The sequence below is a fragment of the Lysobacter gummosus genome (assembly GCF_001442805.1).
GTDB classification, from domain to species: Bacteria; Pseudomonadota; Gammaproteobacteria; order Xanthomonadales; family Xanthomonadaceae; genus Lysobacter; species Lysobacter gummosus.
In genome coordinates this window covers 5,782,774-5,798,450 of sequence record NZ_CP011131.1, presented here as the reverse complement: position 1 = coordinate 5,798,450, position 15,677 = coordinate 5,782,774, and the positions used below count along the sequence as shown (strand labels likewise).

The 15,677-nt window shown below is 67.9% G+C and carries 17 protein-coding genes and 1 riboswitch; of the genes, 8 read left to right on the top strand and 9 right to left on the bottom strand.

Features of this window, described 5'->3' with window-relative positions; all coding sequences use genetic code 11:
- Positions 1–7: 7 nt before the first annotated feature.
- The 5 genes from LG3211_RS26610 (at position 8) to LG3211_RS26600 (ending at position 3,545) form a co-directional block, all read left to right on the top strand.
- On the top strand, positions 8–181 hold the full coding sequence (locus LG3211_RS26610; RefSeq protein ID WP_187313092.1) for a hypothetical protein: 174 nt from the start codon (positions 8–10) through the stop codon (positions 179–181).
- 152 nt (positions 182–333) lie between these two features.
- Positions 334–687 carry an EF-hand domain-containing protein gene (locus LG3211_RS23530; protein ID WP_057945701.1) on the top strand — a complete coding sequence of 118 codons (354 nt, stop codon included), beginning with the start codon at positions 334–336 and terminating at the stop codon, positions 685–687.
- Positions 688–823: 136 nt separating this feature from the next.
- Entirely contained in the window at positions 824–1,642 is an 819-nt protein-coding gene (locus LG3211_RS23525; RefSeq protein ID WP_057944972.1) for a kanamycin nucleotidyltransferase C-terminal domain-containing protein, read from the top strand.
- 182 nt (positions 1,643–1,824) lie between these two features.
- Entirely contained in the window at positions 1,825–2,820 is a 996-nt protein-coding gene (locus LG3211_RS26605; protein ID WP_057944971.1) for a hypothetical protein, read from the top strand.
- Positions 2,817–3,545 (top strand): ABC transporter ATP-binding protein, encoded by a 729-nt coding sequence (locus tag LG3211_RS26600; RefSeq protein WP_057944970.1) that lies wholly within the window; start codon positions 2,817–2,819, stop codon positions 3,543–3,545. Before LG3211_RS26605 ends, LG3211_RS26600 begins: the two co-directional genes overlap by 4 nt.
- 5 nt (positions 3,546–3,550) lie before the next feature.
- Here LG3211_RS26600 and LG3211_RS23510 read toward each other — a convergent pair whose 3' ends face one another.
- Together LG3211_RS23510 and LG3211_RS23505 are read right to left on the bottom strand one after the other, a co-directional pair.
- Positions 3,551–4,063, bottom strand: coding sequence for a hypothetical protein (locus LG3211_RS23510; RefSeq protein ID WP_057944969.1), 513 nt, complete (start codon positions 4,061–4,063; stop codon positions 3,551–3,553).
- Entirely contained in the window at positions 4,060–4,650 is a 591-nt protein-coding gene (locus LG3211_RS23505; RefSeq protein WP_057944968.1) for an RNA polymerase sigma factor, read from the bottom strand. The genes LG3211_RS23510 and LG3211_RS23505 overlap by 4 nt, the downstream gene beginning before the upstream one ends.
- A 206-nt stretch (positions 4,651–4,856) precedes the next feature.
- Positions 4,857–4,965, top strand: a riboswitch (glycine riboswitch).
- A gap of 159 nt (positions 4,966–5,124) precedes the next feature.
- On the opposite strand from LG3211_RS23505, the gene LG3211_RS23500 reads away from it, so the two are divergent.
- Positions 5,125–5,730 carry a trimeric intracellular cation channel family protein gene (locus tag LG3211_RS23500; RefSeq protein WP_057944967.1) on the top strand — a complete coding sequence of 202 codons (606 nt, stop codon included), beginning with the start codon at positions 5,125–5,127 and terminating at the stop codon, positions 5,728–5,730.
- A 10-nt stretch (positions 5,731–5,740) separates the two neighbouring features.
- Here LG3211_RS23500 and LG3211_RS23495 read toward each other — a convergent pair whose 3' ends face one another.
- From LG3211_RS23495 to LG3211_RS23485, 3 genes are all read right to left on the bottom strand, one after another.
- Positions 5,741–6,328 (bottom strand): uracil-DNA glycosylase family protein, encoded by a 588-nt coding sequence (locus tag LG3211_RS23495; protein WP_057944966.1) that lies wholly within the window; start codon positions 6,326–6,328, stop codon positions 5,741–5,743.
- Between the two features lie 91 nt (positions 6,329–6,419).
- Positions 6,420–8,084: an MFS transporter gene (locus LG3211_RS23490; protein WP_057944965.1), complete on the bottom strand. Its 1,665-nt coding sequence runs from the start codon at positions 8,082–8,084 to the stop codon at positions 6,420–6,422.
- 224 nt (positions 8,085–8,308) lie between these two features.
- Entirely contained in the window at positions 8,309–9,721 is a 1,413-nt protein-coding gene (locus LG3211_RS23485; protein ID WP_057944964.1) for a DcaP family trimeric outer membrane transporter, read from the bottom strand.
- 387 nt (positions 9,722–10,108) lie between these two features.
- Between LG3211_RS23485 and acs the strand changes: the two genes are divergently transcribed.
- Positions 10,109–12,061, top strand: coding sequence for an acetate--CoA ligase (gene acs / locus LG3211_RS23480; protein WP_057944963.1), 1,953 nt, complete (start codon positions 10,109–10,111; stop codon positions 12,059–12,061).
- 226 nt (positions 12,062–12,287) lie between these two features.
- Here the strand turns inward: acs and LG3211_RS23475 are convergent, their stop codons facing one another.
- Positions 12,288–12,653, bottom strand: a complete 366-nt coding sequence (locus LG3211_RS23475) for an endonuclease domain-containing protein (protein WP_057944962.1) — start codon at positions 12,651–12,653, stop codon at positions 12,288–12,290.
- A 136-nt stretch (positions 12,654–12,789) separates the two neighbouring features.
- Between LG3211_RS23475 and LG3211_RS23470 the strand changes: the two genes are divergently transcribed.
- Positions 12,790–13,458, top strand: a complete 669-nt coding sequence (locus LG3211_RS23470) for a response regulator transcription factor (RefSeq protein WP_057944961.1) — start codon at positions 12,790–12,792, stop codon at positions 13,456–13,458.
- An 80-nt stretch (positions 13,459–13,538) separates the two neighbouring features.
- Here the strand turns inward: LG3211_RS23470 and LG3211_RS23465 are convergent, their stop codons facing one another.
- Genes LG3211_RS23465 through LG3211_RS23455 form a run of 3 tightly spaced genes read right to left on the bottom strand, consistent with a single transcriptional unit; the run spans position 13,539 to position 15,459 of the window.
- Positions 13,539–13,892 carry a J domain-containing protein gene (locus LG3211_RS23465; RefSeq protein ID WP_057944960.1) on the bottom strand — a complete coding sequence of 118 codons (354 nt, stop codon included), beginning with the start codon at positions 13,890–13,892 and terminating at the stop codon, positions 13,539–13,541.
- Positions 13,889–14,599, bottom strand: coding sequence for a hypothetical protein (locus tag LG3211_RS23460; RefSeq protein WP_057944959.1), 711 nt, complete (start codon positions 14,597–14,599; stop codon positions 13,889–13,891). Before LG3211_RS23460 ends, LG3211_RS23465 begins: the two co-directional genes overlap by 4 nt.
- Positions 14,596–15,459 (bottom strand): DUF2167 domain-containing protein, encoded by an 864-nt coding sequence (locus tag LG3211_RS23455; RefSeq protein WP_057944958.1) that lies wholly within the window; start codon positions 15,457–15,459, stop codon positions 14,596–14,598. Before LG3211_RS23455 ends, LG3211_RS23460 begins: the two co-directional genes overlap by 4 nt.
- Between the last annotated feature and the right edge of the window lie 218 nt (positions 15,460–15,677).

The window sequence follows — 15,677 nt, the reverse complement described above, 5'->3', positions numbered from 1 at the left end:
CGTCCGCATGAAGGCTTTGCGCGGCAAGCGTTTGCACGCGCTGGCGTTCGCGGCGTTGTTCGCCGCGTCGCTGGGCTTCAGCGCCGCCCAGGCCGATAACCGGTATGCCGAGGGCTGCGCGCCCAAGGCCGGTTGCCAGTTCGCAGGCACCCGCTTCGCCTGCTGTCAGGACGACAGATGATCGTCGGCGCTGCGCGGCCTGACCGCCGCGCAGCGTCTCGGGCGAAGTCCTGGCGCCGATCGAGGTCGTCGCCGCCGAGCATCAGGGCCCGCCTCTTGTCCGCGCGGCGCCGCCGCGTCAGGCTGAGCGCATCGTCCGCCGCCGCCTTGAACATGCGCTATCGCCCGCTTGCGTTCGTGCTGTACCTGTCGCTGTCCTGCCCCGTGCTGTGCGCCGCGCAGGCGGTGACCTCGACCGGCGACTACCTCGCGCGCATCGACGGCGACGGCGACGGCAGGATTTCGCTGAGCGAGTACCAGGACTGGCTCAGCTACGCCTTCGATGCGATGGACGCCAATCGCGACGGCGTCCTCGACGCGCAGGAGCAGCCCGCCAGCGGCCGCGGCGCGCGCGCGACGCTGACCCGCGAGCAGCACCGGCAGACCCTGGCCGAGCGTTTTCGCAAACAAGATCGCAATCACGACGGCTGGCTGGACGCGCGCGAACTCGCCTCGCCGCCGCAGTGATCCCGCGTTCGATCCCAAGCTGAATCGCGCGTTCGCGCGCATGCGGCGCACGGAGCGATGCGAATTCTCCGCCGCGCGTCGCAATGCCCGCGTCGCGCAATTGCCGCATTCGCGCGCCGCGTGTTAACTAGCGCCGATGGAATACGCATTGCCGCAAGGCGAACTCGACACCCTGTTCGCCGGCCCCCAATCGGTCACCGGCGAGCAACGCCGCGAACTCGTGGACGATATCGTCGAACAACTGCGTCGCCGTCACGGCGAGCGCTTGCTCGCGGTCGCGTTGTACGGCTCGACCGCGCGCCAGGCCGACGGCCCGTACTCGGACGTGGAACTGTGGGCGGTGCTCGACGACGGCGCCTTCGGCGCGGATTTCGACGAATCGCTGGAATGGGTGCATGGCCGCGGCAAGGCCGAGGTCAATCTGATGTCGCGCACCACGGTGGAAGCGTTCGCGCGCGAAGTCGATGAGCGCTGGGCGCTGACGCACGGCCAGTTCGTGCATGCGCGCGCGCTGTGGATCGCACCGGATCACGGCACCTTGATCGAAACGCTGCGCTCGCTGGCCGCGCATCCCGACGACGAGGCGGTCGATCGCGCCATGGCCGAGGCCGTGGTCGGCGAGTTGTACGAACTGGTCGGCAAGTTGCGCAACCGCTTCGCGCGCAAGCCGCTGGCGCTGCTGGCCGGCGAGTTCGCCGAGCAACTGGCCTGCCTGATCGGCCTGGCCGAGCGGCACGTGTTCGTCAGCGCCGGCAGCTTGTTGGACGAAGCCGCCGACCTGCCGGCGCCGGACGGCGCGACGGCCTTGTTCAAACTGGTCGCCAAGGGCGATCTGAGCGACGAAGCGGCGATCACCACGGCGATCGAGCGGGTCTGGGCCGGCATGGAGGCCTGGGCCGGCGAAGTGGCCCTGGACGCGGCGCTGCTGCGGCGCTGCGTGGCCGGCGAACGCTGAGGCACTCGCGCGCGGGTGGATCTTTTGCCGACCCGACGAGTCCGGCACGATTCCGTAAGGCCGATACCTAAGGCACTGGAGCGGCGCGTGCGCGATCATGACGATGTCTCCGGCGCGGTCCGATCCGCGCCGCGCGCCGCGTTCGTGTCATTGCCCGACTCCGTCCCTGCAAGCGCCCATTCATGACGATGCTGCTTCATCCGTGGCTCCATGAGGCCCGCATCGCCGCCGCGCGCGGCGGCGGCTGGCGTCGTTGGCGCACGCCGGGGCTGGTGCTGGCGGCGTGCATCCTCGCGCCGATCGCGCTGCGGTTGTGGAGCGCGCAGGCGGCGGCGTTGCCAGCTGCGTTGCCGCGATTGATCGTGCAACTGCCGTTGCCGTTCGGGCTGCTCGCCATCGCTTTCGCCTACGCGATCGCACGTGGCCGGCTGATCGCGCTCGACGAAGATCTGCGCCACGGCTGGTGGGCGGCGGCGCCGATCGATCCGGCCCGCGCCACCGGCACCCTGATCGCGCTCGCCGCCGTGGCCACCGTGGCGGCGATGGCGATCGTCGCGATCGTGCTGGCCGCGTTCGGCGGGCCGGCCGGCGCATGGCGCGGCGCGTGCTGGGTGATCGAAGCCGGCGTCGCGGTCGGCGCCGTGCTGGGTTTGATCTCGGCGCTGCGCCATCGCCGCCATCCCGCCCGGCGTGCGCGCGAAGGCGCGCGCGATCCCTTGTTCGGCCTGCGCTGGCTCGACGACGCGCGCCTGCCGCACATCAGCGACTGGCAACGGCGCGAAGCGCTGCTGCGCTGGCGCCGCGGCGGTCACGCCTGGATGATCGGCGCGGTGCTGTTGGCGCTGCCCAGTTCCACCGGCGCCGCGAGCGGGCTGGGCGTGTTGCTGATCGTGATCGCGCTGGCCTGGTTCAGCCTGCTGGTGCAGGCCTGCGCGGCGAGCATCGTCGCCGCGCAAACCCTGCTGCACAGCGCGCCGCGCGCGCCGCATGCGCTGGCGCGCGCGGCCTGGCGTTATCCCGCCTTCGCCTTCGCCTGCGCGGCCGGGTACGCGACCGTGGGTTGCGCGCTGTTGTCGCTGAGCTGGCGCGCCGCGCCAGTGCTGCTGGCGATCCTCATCGTGCTGTGCTTGCCGGCGCTGTTCGCGCTGCGTCCCGCCCATCGCCCGGCCTCGCCATGACCTTCGTGCTCGAACTGGAACAACTGCAGCACCGCTACGACGAGCACGCGGTGCTGCACGGCATCGATCTGCGCCTGCCGGCCGGCGAGTTCGCCGCGCTGATCGGCCCGAACGGTTCCGGCAAGACCACCTTGCTGCATTGCCTGGCCGGCATCCAGCGGCCGAGCGCCGGGCGGGTGCTGATCGGCGGCCACGACATCGTGCGCGCGCCGCTGGCGGCCAAGCAGTTGCTGGGTTTCGCGGTCGATCCGGCGCGGCTGCCGCCGCTGCTGAGCGGGCGCGAATGCCTGCGGCTGTTCGCCGGCGCGCGCGGCCTGGGCGAGATCCCCGCATCGACCTTGGCGCTGGCCGAAACCTTGTCGCTGTCGCCGATGCTCGACCGCCGCATCGGCCAATACTCGCTGGGCACGCGGCAGAAACTGGCGATCGCGCTCGGCCTGCTCGGCGAGCCGCCGCTGCTGGTGCTGGACGAGCCGCTCAACGGCCTGGACCCGCTCAGCGCCTACGCGCTCAAGCGCCACCTGCAACAACTCGCGCGCGAACGCGGCACCACCGTGCTGCTGGCGACCCATTCGCTGGACGTGGCCGAGCGCTTCATCACCCGCGCGGTGCTGTTGATGGACGGGCGGCTGCGGCGCGAATGGCAGGCGGCCGAGCTCGATGCGATCCGCGCCGATCCGCAGCGTTCGCTGGAGCAGTCGATGGTCGAAGCGCTGGCCGGTTGAAACGCTCAGCCGCACTCATCGAGCGCGCGTTGCAACTCCGACCGGCGCCGCTGCAAGCCGTCGTAGTAACGATGCGCGCGCACCAGCAGCGCCAACGCCACCGCCAACATGATCAGGCCCAGCGCGCCGGCGAGGAACGCACTGAGACCGCCGCCGCTCGCGGCGAGGACGAACGCGCCGGCACTGAAGGCCGCACAGAACAGCGTGGCCATGCGCGCCGATACCAGCCGATGGCGCGCGTACAGCACGCGCCGGTGACGCAAGGCCCAGATCGCGAAGCCGCACCACGACAGCTCGATCGTCAGCAGCGCCGCGAACGCGACCTGGGTGCGCATCGGCAGCGAGGGTTCGGTGAGCCATAGCGAGGCCACGGTGACGCCGCCCGCGAGCGCGAGCAACAGCAGACCGACGTAGGCCAGGCGCGCGCCGGGCGAGAGTTCCTGTTCCAGCAACAGGCGCAGCGCTTCGGGCAAGGGCGCCTCGTCGCTGGCGGCGGTGAAGTTCACAGGGGTGTTCATCGATCCGCTCCGGTGGGATTCAATTGCCGCCGCAGCAGGCCGCGCGCGCGGAACAAGCGCGATTTGACCGTGCCGACCGGCAGTTCCAGTACTTGCGCGATGTCTTGCAGCGACAGCTGTTGCAGATAGAACAGGCTCAGCACTTCGCGCTCGATCAGCGGCAGGCGGTCCAGGCCGCGTTGCAGCCGGTCCAGGTCCATGGCGTGGTCCAGCGCATGCTCCGGCGCGGCCTCGTCGGCAGGCACGCTGTCGGGATCGATCGGTTCCCCTTGAGGCGGCGCGGCGTAGCGGCCGCGCAACCGGTCCATCAGCGCGCGCCGGGCGATGCCGAACAGCCACGCGCGCAGGCGGGCGCCGTCGCGCAGCCCGGCGATGCCGCGCAGCACGCGCAGCCAGGTGTCCTGCGCGATCTCGTCGGCGAGTTCGTCCTCGCCGCACAGGCGCCGCGCGTAGCCGCGGATCGGCCCGTGCCAGCGCCGGATCAGGGTTTCGAAGGCGTCGCGCTCGCCGAGCTGGCAACGCACCACCAGCCACTCGTCGTAGCGGGGGTCGGCAGGCGTCGCGGCGTGGGCGGCAGGGGCGTTCAAGATGCGATTCCGGCGGGGTTCGATCCTGTAGTCGCGATCTGGCGGAAAAGGTTCACCGGCTCCGGCGACGGGATTCGCCGGCGTCGCGCCTGCTACCATGCGCCGGTTCGCAGAAGAGTGGCGCCGGCCCGCAAGCCGTCGCCCGCCGAAGGCGCAGGCTCCCATAATCGCTCAGGCTCGGCCGTCCGGCCGGAACACTGCGAACGCATCGCCGATCTGGAGAGAGGCCGCCACGCGGCCCACCGAAGGGGCAAGCGGCTGCCGGCGCATCCCGCCGGGCCGCGCAAACTCTCAGGTAAAAGGACAGCGGGAGCGGCGCCGCGGCCACGGCCTCGGAGACATCGGTTATCGGTGCGCGATCGCGTTCCTACGTGATCGCGCGCTCCACGGCGCTCGAACCTGTGCGTTCAGCCCCGACCCTGTCTTCGTTCGCACGTGCGCGGTTTCCCCGCGTTCGTCCGACGGAGTTGCGCCGTGTTGCTGCAGATCATCTACCTCATCGCCATCAGCGCCGAAGCCATGACCGGCGCGCTGTCCGCCGGGCGCCGACGCATGGACCTGTTCGGCGTGGTCATCATCGCCAGCGTGACCGCGCTCGGCGGAGGCTCGCTGCGCGACATCGTGCTCGGCCACTATCCGCTGGGCTGGGTGAAGCATCCCGAGTACCTGGCCTACACCGTGTGCGCGGCGATCGCGGCGACCTTCCTGGCCAAGAAACTGCATTACCTGCGCCGCGCGTTCCTGTGGCTGGACGCGCTGGGCCTGATCGCCTTCACCCTGATCGGCTGCGCAGTCGCGCGCGAGGGCGGCCACGCGCCGGTGATCGTGGTGATCGCCGGCATGCTCACCGGCGCCTTCGGCGGCGTGTTGCGCGATGTGCTGTGCAACGAGATTCCGCTGGTGTTCCAGCGCGAGTTGTACGCGGTCATTTCGCTGCTGACCGGCGTGGCGTATCTGCTGATGCTGCGCCTGGGCGTGGCGGAAAATCTGAGCGTGCTGCTGTGCCTGGGCGGCGGTTTCGCCTTCCGCCTGCTGGCGATCCGCTATGAGTGGGAAATGCCGAAGTTCGTGTATCAGTGAGCGGCCGCGTTCAGTCGGCGCCGTCGAGCACCTGCGCCACGCGTTCGCGCAGCACCGGCAGCAGTTCGCGTTCGAACCATGGATTGCGTTTGAGCCAGGCTTGATTGCGCGGGCTGGGATGCGGCAGCGCGAGCTTGAGCGGCCAGGTGTCGCGCCACGCCGCCACCGCCTGAGTCAACGAAGCGCCGGCGCCTGGCAGGTGATAGGCCTGCGCGTATTGGCCGATGGCCAGGTTCAATCGCAGCTCGCGCAGTTGCGGCAGCAGGCGCGCGTGCCAGGTCGCGACGCATTCGGGCCGCGGCGGCAGATCGCCGGATTTGCCCGTGCCCGGATAACAAAACCCCATCGGCACGATCGCCACGCGGCGCGCGTCGTAGAAAACCTCGCGGCTCATTCCCAGCCACGCGCGCAAGCGCTCGCCGCTGGCGTCGTCGAACGGAATCCCTGACGCGTGCACCTTGCGTCCCGGCGCCTGTCCCGCGATCAGAATCCGCGCGCTGGCCTCCACCTGCAACACCGGGCGCGGCCCATGCGGCAGATGCGCCGCGCACACGGTGCAGGCGCGGGCTTGGGCGAGTAATGCGGGCAACGACTCCATGCGGCCGATTCTAGAGCGGCCGGTTAACCCGTGCCGAAACGAACGACGCCGGCGCGAGGCCGGCGTCGTTCTCAACCGATGGACAGGCCGATTACTCGGTGATGTCGCGATCCTTGGTTTCCGGCAGGAACAACGCACCGATCACCACCGTCATCGCCGCGACGATGATCGGATACCACAAGCCGCTGTAGATGTCGCCGGTCGCCGCCACGATGGCGAAGGCAGTGAACGGCAGGAAACCGCCGAACCAGCCGTTGCCGATGTGGTACGGCAGCGACATCGAGGTGTAGCGGATGCGGGTCGGGAACAGTTCCACCAGCCAGGCGGCGATCGGCCCGTAGACCATCGTCACCAGCAGCACCAGGAAGGTCAGCAGCGCGATCACGACCGGCTTGTTGATCTGCGCCGGATCGGCCTTGGCCGGGTAGCCGGCGGTCTTCAACGCGTCGGTCAGTTGCTTGCCGAATTCCTCCGACTTGGCCTTGAACGCGGCGCTGTCGAGCGATTCGCCTTCGAAGCTGCTCAGGTTGGCGCCGCCGATGCTGACGGTGGCGATGCTGCCGGCCGGGCCGGGCGCGTTGACGTAGGGAATGCCTTTCTTCGCCAACGCCGACTTGATCACGTCGCAGGACTGCTTGAACGCGGCCTTGCCGACCGGGTCGAACTGGAACGCGCAACGATCCGGGTCGGCGGTGACGGTGACCGGCGAAGCGGCGACCGCGGATTCCAGGGCCGGGTTGACGTTATGCGTGAGCGCCTTGAACACCGGGAAGTAGGTGAACACCGCGATCAGGCAGCCGGCCAGCACGATCTTCTTGCGGCCGATGCGGTCCGACAGCCAGCCGAAGAAGATGAAGCCGCCGGTGGCCAGCGCGAGGGCGATGGCGATCAGGATGTCGGCCTGGTTCGGGTCCATGCCCAGGGTCTTGGTCAGGAAGAACAGCGAATAGAACTGGCCGCCGTACCACACCACCGCCTGGCCCGCGGTCGCGCCGAGCAGCGCGAGCAGGGCGATCTTGCCGTTCTTGGAGAAGAAGCTCTCGGTGATCGGCGCCTTGGAGGTCTTGCCCTCGGCCTTCATCTGCTGGAACAGCGGCGACTCGGCCAACTGCAGGCGGATCCACACCGACACCGCCAGCAACAGCACCGAGAACCAGAACGGAATGCGCCAGCCCCAGGACTCGAAGTCTTCCTTGCCCAGGAAATTGCGGCAGCCCCAGATCACCAGCAGCGACAGGAACAGGCCCAGGGTCGCGGTGGTCTGGATGAAGCTGGTGTACAGGCCGCGCTTGCCGTTGGGTGCGTGCTCGGCCACGTAGGTCGCCGCGCCGCCGTATTCGCCGCCGAGCGCGAGGCCCTGCAGCAATCGCAAGGTGATCAGGATCACCGGCGCGGCGATGCCCAAGGTTTCGTAACTGGGCAAAATGCCGACCAGGAAGGTGGCCAGGCCCATGATCACGATGGTGACCAGGAAGGTGTACTTGCGCCCGATCATGTCGCCGAGGCGTCCGAACACCAGCGCGCCGAACGGCCGCACCGCGAAACCGGCGGCGAAGGCGAGCAGGGCGAAGATGAACTGGCTGGTTTCGTTCAAACCGCCGAAGAACTGTTTGCCGATGATGACCGCGAGCGAGCCGTACAGATAGAAGTCGTACCACTCGAACACGGTGCCCAGGCTGGAGGCGAAGATGACTTTCTTATGGTCTTTGGTCAACGGCGCGGTATACGGCGCCGCTTGGGCTGAAGTGCTGGACATGAGCTGTTCCCCCGAACAGTGGGAAGGAGCGGGCTAGGGCCCGCCGAGGGTGTTACCGATCAGCTGTGTGATGGTTGATGGTGGTCGTAGGTAATCGTGGGTGTTGCAGATGTTCGTGGATATTCGTAAATGGTCGCACGCGACATCCTCTCCGGGCCGTCATTCCGCGTTCGCGGGAATGACGGCAGGAGCAGACGCAGACGACCGGAAAGTTCATCGAGACATCAGAAGCTGTACTTCACATGCGTCTGCAAGCGATTGAGTTCGCCCTTGTCGCCGGTCTCGATCTCGCGCTGGCCCCAGATGTATTCCGCGCCGATGTCGAGCTTCGGAATCGGGGTATAGATCAGGTTGAGATGCGCCGACTGCGCCGACTTGGTGATGCCAAGGCCGGTCAGCGCAGTCTTGTTGTCGTACTCGGCGCGCGAGTAGAACACGTTGCCGCGCAGCTTCGGGCTGAACACGTGACGCCAGCCGACGAAGCCGGAGATCAGGTCGATGTTCTCCAGATCGCCCGCGCCGTCGAGCGCCGCGTCGTTGTTGAGCGCCAGACCGACATAGCGGCCGATGCCGCTGCCGGCGGTGACCATGTAGCGCAGATCGTCGCTGGCGCCCAGGTTCCATTTGCCCGACACGCTGACGCCGTAGCCGGTGTTGGAATCGTTGGCGCGGCCGCTCTGGTACTTGAGCTGGCGCGCCAGCGCGCCGACGCTGAAGTGGCCCCAGTCGCCCTTGGCGGTGTAGCGCCCGGTGATGTCGGGAACCGCGCCGTCGTCGCCGGCGACCTGCGCCATGTTGCCGCGGAACGGCGTGTAGACGGTCTCCGGATTTTCGACCGAGAACGACCACGGGCCGCTGGTGTAGCGCAACTGCGCCTGCCGCACGAACACCGTGCCTTCGGTGGGGCCGAGGAAGTCGACCGTGTCCGGCAGCGCGTTGGCGTCCTGGAAGTTCGACCAAGTCTGGCCGGCCAGCCACTTGTTCCAGGTCACGTAGGCGTGGCGCACGGTGAGCGCGTAGGTGTTGGTGGCGATCTCGTTGCCGCTGAAGGCGGTGGTGCCGCCGCCGAACAGATCGAATTCCAGATAGCCCTTGAGCTTGTCGCCGCTTTCCAGGTCGGTATCGGCGGCGAACCAGAAGCGCGAGAAGTTCGCGCCCATGTCGGTGTCGCTGCCGCCTTCGCGTGCTGCCCCGCCGCCGACCGGAATCGCCTTGGGCACGTAGAACAGCCGGCCGACCGAACCGTCGGCGATGTCGCCGTCGTTGGTGGAAGTCACCGACGCATCGAGCTTGATGAAGCCGCCGTAGCTGAAACGCGTGCCGGGATTGCCGGCGGTGCTGATGGTGGTGGCCTGGATCGGATTCTTCACCGGCGTCGCCGCGATCGCCGCTGGCGCGGCCGTCTGCGCGGCCTTCACCTCGGTGACCTGGGTCTGGACTTGCTGCTGTTGCGATGCCAGTTGCTGGACCAGGCGTTCGAGCTCGGCGACGCGCGCTTCGAGTTCTTTTTCTTTCGCGGTCTGTGCCAAGGCCAGTCCGGGCAGCATCAGCGCGACCACCAGGGCGCAGGCCAGAGGCCGTCGCCGGATCGTCGCGCGCGGTGTGGCGCTGCGTGTAAGCACGCTGGAGAAAGTCATGATTTCCCTCCCAAGGAATGCCGCCCGAAAAGTGCGGCCGCGGCCAGCCTGCGCGCCGGCGGTGGCCGCCCACCATTCGCCATTGGTCGAAAACAGATACCTGTCTGCGGGGTTTACGACGAAGGTCTAGGTGGAAATGGGGAGTCGGGAGCGGCGATTTAGGATTTGCAGAAACGCAAGCGAGTTCGGCCGCCGCATCTTCGATGCCGAGTCCCGCCTCTTCGACCAAGGTCTACCTCGCCGGCTTGGCCTCGCTTGTTGCATTGCGGCACACTTGTGGGCCGAGCTTGGGGATTCGCGGTTCCCGCGTCGGCGCGGCATCATCGGCGCCTGATTTTCGAATCCCGAATCCCCAGTCCCGAATCCCGCCCCTAGCAGGAGCCCTCCATGAGCCACCCCGCCAGCGTCTATCCCATCGATGAGGCGTTCGCCGCCAAGTCCCGGTATAAGCGCGAAGACTACGAGCGCCAGTACGCCGAATCGATCAACGATCCGGAAAGCTTCTGGGGCCGCGTGGCCCAGCGGCTGGACTGGTTCAAGCCGCCGAGCAAGATCCAGAACGTCAGCTACGACCTCAACGATTTCCGCATCAAGTGGTACGAGGACGGCGAGCTCAACGCCAGCGTCAACTGCCTGGACCGTCATCTGGCCACGCGCGGCGACAAGACTGCGCTGTTGTTCGAGCACGACGATCCGAACCTGCCGGCCGAGCCGATCAGCTACCGCGAACTGCACGCGCGCGTATGCCGGCTGGCCAATGCGCTGCGCAACCTGGGCGTCAGGAAGGGCGACCGCATCACCATCTACCTGCCGATGATTCCCGAGGCGGTGGTGGCGATGCTGGCCTGCGCGCGCGTGGGCGCGATCCATTCGGTGGTGTTCGGCGGCTTCGCTCCGAACTCGATCGCCGACCGCATCGCCGACTGCGCCAGCAAGCTGGTGATCACCTCCGACGAAGGCCTGCGCGGCGGCAAGAAGATTCCGCTCAAGGCCAATGTCGATGCGGCGTTGAAGCTGCCGGGCACCAACTCGGTGGAAACCGTGCTGGTGGTGCGCCACACCGGCGCCGCGGTCGATATGCAGATGCCGCGCGACCGCTGGTACGACGCGGTGGTCGCCGGCCAGCCCGATACCTGCGAGCCCGAGCGCATGAACGCGGAAGATCCGCTGTTCATCCTCTACACCTCCGGCAGCACCGGCAAGCCCAAGGGCGTGCTGCACACCACCGGCGGTTACCTCGCCTACGCCGCGTTCACCCACGAGGCCGTGTTCGACCTGCGCGAAGACGACGTCTACTGGTGCACCGCCGATGTGGGCTGGGTCACCGGCCACAGCTACATCGTCTACGGCCCGCTGGCCAACGGCGCGACCGCGCTGGTGTTCGAAGGCGTGCCCAACTATCCGGACGTGTCGCGCTTCTGGAACGTGATCGACAAGCACAAGGTCACCATCTTCTACACCGCGCCGACCGCGATCCGCGCGCTGATGCGCGACGGCGACGAGCCGGTGAAGAAGACCTCGCGTTCCTCGCTGCGCCTGCTCGGCACGGTCGGCGAGCCGATCAATCCCGAGGCCTGGCGCTGGTACTTTGAGGTGGTGGGCGATTCGCGCTGCCCGATCGTGGATACCTGGTGGCAGACCGAGACCGGCGGCATCCTGATCACGCCGCTGGCCGGCGCGATCGACCTCAAGCCCGGCTCGGCGACCAAGCCCTTCTTCGGCGTGCAGCCGGCGCTGGTGGACGCCAACGGCGGCGTGCTCGAAGGCGAGGCCGAAGGCAACCTGGTGCTGACCGCCTCGTGGCCGGGGCAGATGCGCACGGTCTACGGCGACCATCAGCGTTTCATCGAAACCTATTTCAAGACCTACCCCGGCAACTACTTCACCGGCGACGGCTGCCGTCGCGACGCCGACGGTTATTACTGGATCACCGGTCGCGTCGACGACGTCATCAACGTCAGCGGCCACCGCATCGGCACGGCCGAGGTCGAGAGCGCGCTGGTTTCGCACCCGAAGGTCGCCGAAGCGGCGGTGGTGGGTTTCCCGCACGACCTCAAGGGCCAGGGCATCTACGCCTACGTCACCCTGATCGCCGGGCAGGCGCCGAGCGAGGAGCTGCGCAAGGAGCTGGTGGCGTGGGTGCGCAAGGAAATCGGCCCGATCGCCACGCCCGATCATCTGCAGTGGGCGCCGGGTCTGCCGAAGACGCGCTCGGGCAAGATCATGCGCCGCATCCTGCGCAAGATCGCCGAGAACGCGCCGGATCAACTGGGCGATACCAGCACCTTGGCCGATCCGTCGGTGGTGGAGAGTCTGGTGAATGAGCGGCTGGGGAAGTAACGGGCGGTTGGGGTGAGCGAAAAGCAAATCCCCCCTGGCCCCCCTTTTTCAAAGGGGGGGGGGAATCCGGTAGGTGGGTGTGCAGGGTTGGGAGTGGCGTCTGATCGCGCCAGACCGAGCCTTGCCGCCGCCGTGTTGCCGCCGTTGCCGCCTGCCGCCGTCGTTGCCATTGCCGTTGCTGTTGCTGTTCCCCCCTTTAAAAAAGGGGGGCAGGGGGGATTTGCTCTTAGCCCCGAACCCGCCGAGAAACCACCCCAAAAATCACTTCCATAACCGCAGCCGTCTCATTGAGCGCCTGCAGATTGTCGAACCGCAGCACCTCCAGCCCCAGCGCATTCAGCGCCGCGTTGCACACCGCATCCGTCGCAAGCCCTTCCGCGCCGAGATGTTGCGAGCCGTCCACCTCGACCACCAGCCCCGCCGCTGGCGCATAAAAATCCACGATGTACCCCAACAGCGGCTTCTGCCGATAGAACCGCACCCCGCACACCTGCCCACGCCGCAGCAGGTACCAAAGCCGCTGCTCGGCCCGGCTCATCGCGCCGCGCAAGCGCCGCGATGGATTTTTGAGACGTCGTTCATACGGCTGCATACCCGCATTTCACCCGCCTTCACCCATCGTCCAATAGCGGGCGACTCACCGAACGGGCATAAGATTTCTCTGAAACACGGAAAAATCCGCCATGCACGTCGTCCGCGGCAATGCTCCACCGACCAGGCCCGCCCCCATGCCGACTTTGCTGATCGCCGACGACCACCCGCTGTTCCGCGAAGCCTTGCGCGGCGCGGTGGCGCGGGTGCTGCCCGATGCGGTGCTGCGCGAGGCCGACAGCGTCGATGCGCTGTACGTGCTGGTGGAGGCCGAATCCGACGCCGATCTGCTCCTGCTCGACCTCAACATGCCCGGCGCGCAAGGCTTCAGCGCGCTGGTGCACCTGCGCGCGCTGCACCCGCAGCTGCCGATCGTGGTGGTGTCCGCGCGCGAGGAACCGGCGACCATGCGCCGCGCGCTCGATCACGGCGCGGTCGGCTTCATCCCCAAGTCCGCCGACGCGGTCACCCTGGGCGAGGCGCTGACCCGCGTGCTCGACGGCGATCGCTGGGCGCCTGCCGCCGCGCTCGCCGCTCCGGCCGCCAACGCGGAAGAACACGACGCCGCGCAGCGCTTGCGCGACCTCACCCCGCAGCAGTTCCGGGTCCTGCAGATGCTCGGCGCGGGTTTGCTCAACAAGCAGATCGGCTACGAACTCGGCGTGTCCGAGGCGACGGTGAAGGCGCACGTGACTGCGATCCTGCGCAAGCTCGGCGCCAACAACCGCACCCAGGCGGTGCTGATCGCCGGACGCCTGGCGCTGGACCCGGGGGCGATCGTGCCGCCGCCGGAAGAGGCGGATTGAGCGTCGCCGCATAAGCCGGCAGGCGGCTTGATCGGACACGATCCGACGCATCGCGCCGTCGGCATCATGCCTAGCGTCGCTCAGCGCTCGCCGCTCCCGTCGCGGCGCCCGAACCCCAACTCACGCATCGCCGCCGCATATGCGCGATCGATCTGCATGATCCGCCGCTGCGCTTGATTGCGCACGTCCGCGCTCAGATGGGCGACGCGCTCGGGCAGGTGTTCGGCGCGCTTGGCCCGATGCGCGGCGTCGATGGTGTTCCGATCCGCGTCCTCGGCCACGTCCAGCACTTCGTGCCACGGCGGATCGGCTTCGAACAAGGCCGGGCCGGGCGGCGCGTCGCCGCGATCGCGCCACAGCGGCCATACCACCGCGACCAGCCAGTAACCGAGCGCCGCGCCGCCGAGGATGACGATGAATTCGGTCGTGGTCATCGCAGCAGTTCCAGTCGTTGTTTCGCGGCGATCAGGCGGGCATCGCCGTCGTGGAAATCCAGGGCCATCGCCAGCCGGCCGTCGATGGCGTCGGCGATGCCGCCGCGTTCGGCGCCGGTGAGCAGGCGCCGCGCCGCGTCGATGGCGTTGCCGTGCAGGCCGCGCCGCGCGCACAGCCGGCGCACGACGTTGATCGCATGCGGCGGACAGCACAGCAGTTCGAAGCCCAGCGACAGCGCCTGTCTGTCGCTGAGCTCCAGCACCCGGCGATAGCGCCACAGGCGCAGGCCGATCTTGAGCACGACGAGGTAGATCAGCAGCGCCAGGCCGAGCATGACCGTCGGGCTCGCCGAACGCCACAACAACAGCGGCAGCCAGATCAACAGCAGGCTCCACAGTGTCCAGCACGCGGGACGAAAGGTATCCAGCGCCGCGAGATAGTGGCCGAAGCCGGCCCAATGCTCGCGCCGCGTCCGCGCCGGATCGGCCAGCCAGCCGCTGCGGAACAGCGGCGATGCCGGTTGCAGCGGATCGGGCAGATAGGGATAACGCCCGCCGATCTGGCTGGACGAGCCGACCGAAGCCTGCCAGCGGCGGCCGTGGCGCACTACGACGATTTCGTCGTAGTGCAGCAACATCGCCGAGTCCTGCAGATAGAACCCGATCACGCCCAATACCAGCAACAGTTCCAGCGGCGGCAGCGTCATTCCGGGCCGGCGTCTTTCTTGCGGCCGAACAGCTTGGCGATCACGCCGCCGGCGGCGGCCAGACCGACCAGCACCAGCTTCCAGGCCTTGAGCAGGAAGATGCCGATCGCGGCGAAGAAGCCCTTCTTGGTCGCCACCGCGGCGGCGCCGCCGGTGATCAGCGCGGCCAGTCCGAACTCGGCGACGTGATCGCCAGGCTTGAATTCGCTGTACTTCTCGCCGTCGTTGAAGGCGTAGCCCGGCACCAGTTGCTTGAACTGGCCGATGGCCTCCTTCAGGCCGGCCTGATCGGCGACGAGGATCACTTCGGTCACGCCGTGGCGGCCGAGCAGGCGGGTGTTGTAGTTGACGATCTTGTCGGCCGAGCCCGAAGTCGAGGCCAGCACCGCCCATTCCAGGTTGTGCGTGTTCTTGTCGTACTGGGGCTTGAAGCTCCAGCCTTCGATCTTCATCGTTTCCCAGCCGCGCTTGCGACGTTCGACGTTGCCTTCCTCGGTGCCTTCGCGGATCGAATCGAGGATGCCGTCCGGGTCCAGCGATTCCTCGTCCTTCACGTAGCCGATGTCGTTGTAGTGGAAGAACGAAAACCACTTCAGGTCTTTCGGCGCCAGCGTGTATTCGTCGGTGCCGGTCGGCGGGTTGTGCAGCAGCTCGTTGAGCTTGCGGGTGCCGGCGGCATCGAGGAAGGCGTAGCCCTCGGGCACCTTGATGCTCGCCTTTTCGGCGATCGAGCCCTGGGTGGGGCCGACCTTCCAGGCCAGATTGGCCACGGCATCGGCGCCGGAATCCTGCGCGGCGGCCGGCGCGGCGGCGGCGACCAGCGCGAGCGCGGTCAGAACGGATAGCAGGCGCTTCCGCATGGGTGATCTCCCTTTCGATTCAATACGTCTGTGATGAGACGCTGACGAGCATTCCCCGCGCTCGGCCCGCTATCGCGTCCTTGGATAGGCGCGGGCGGCACAAGCTTAGTGTGTTCTGCGTCACGCAAGCAACGATGGCCGGAGGCGGCCATCGCAATCAGCGCGCGCCGGTTCGCGTTTCGCGGTAAGCCGGCGCCGGGACCGGGACTCGCGCGCGC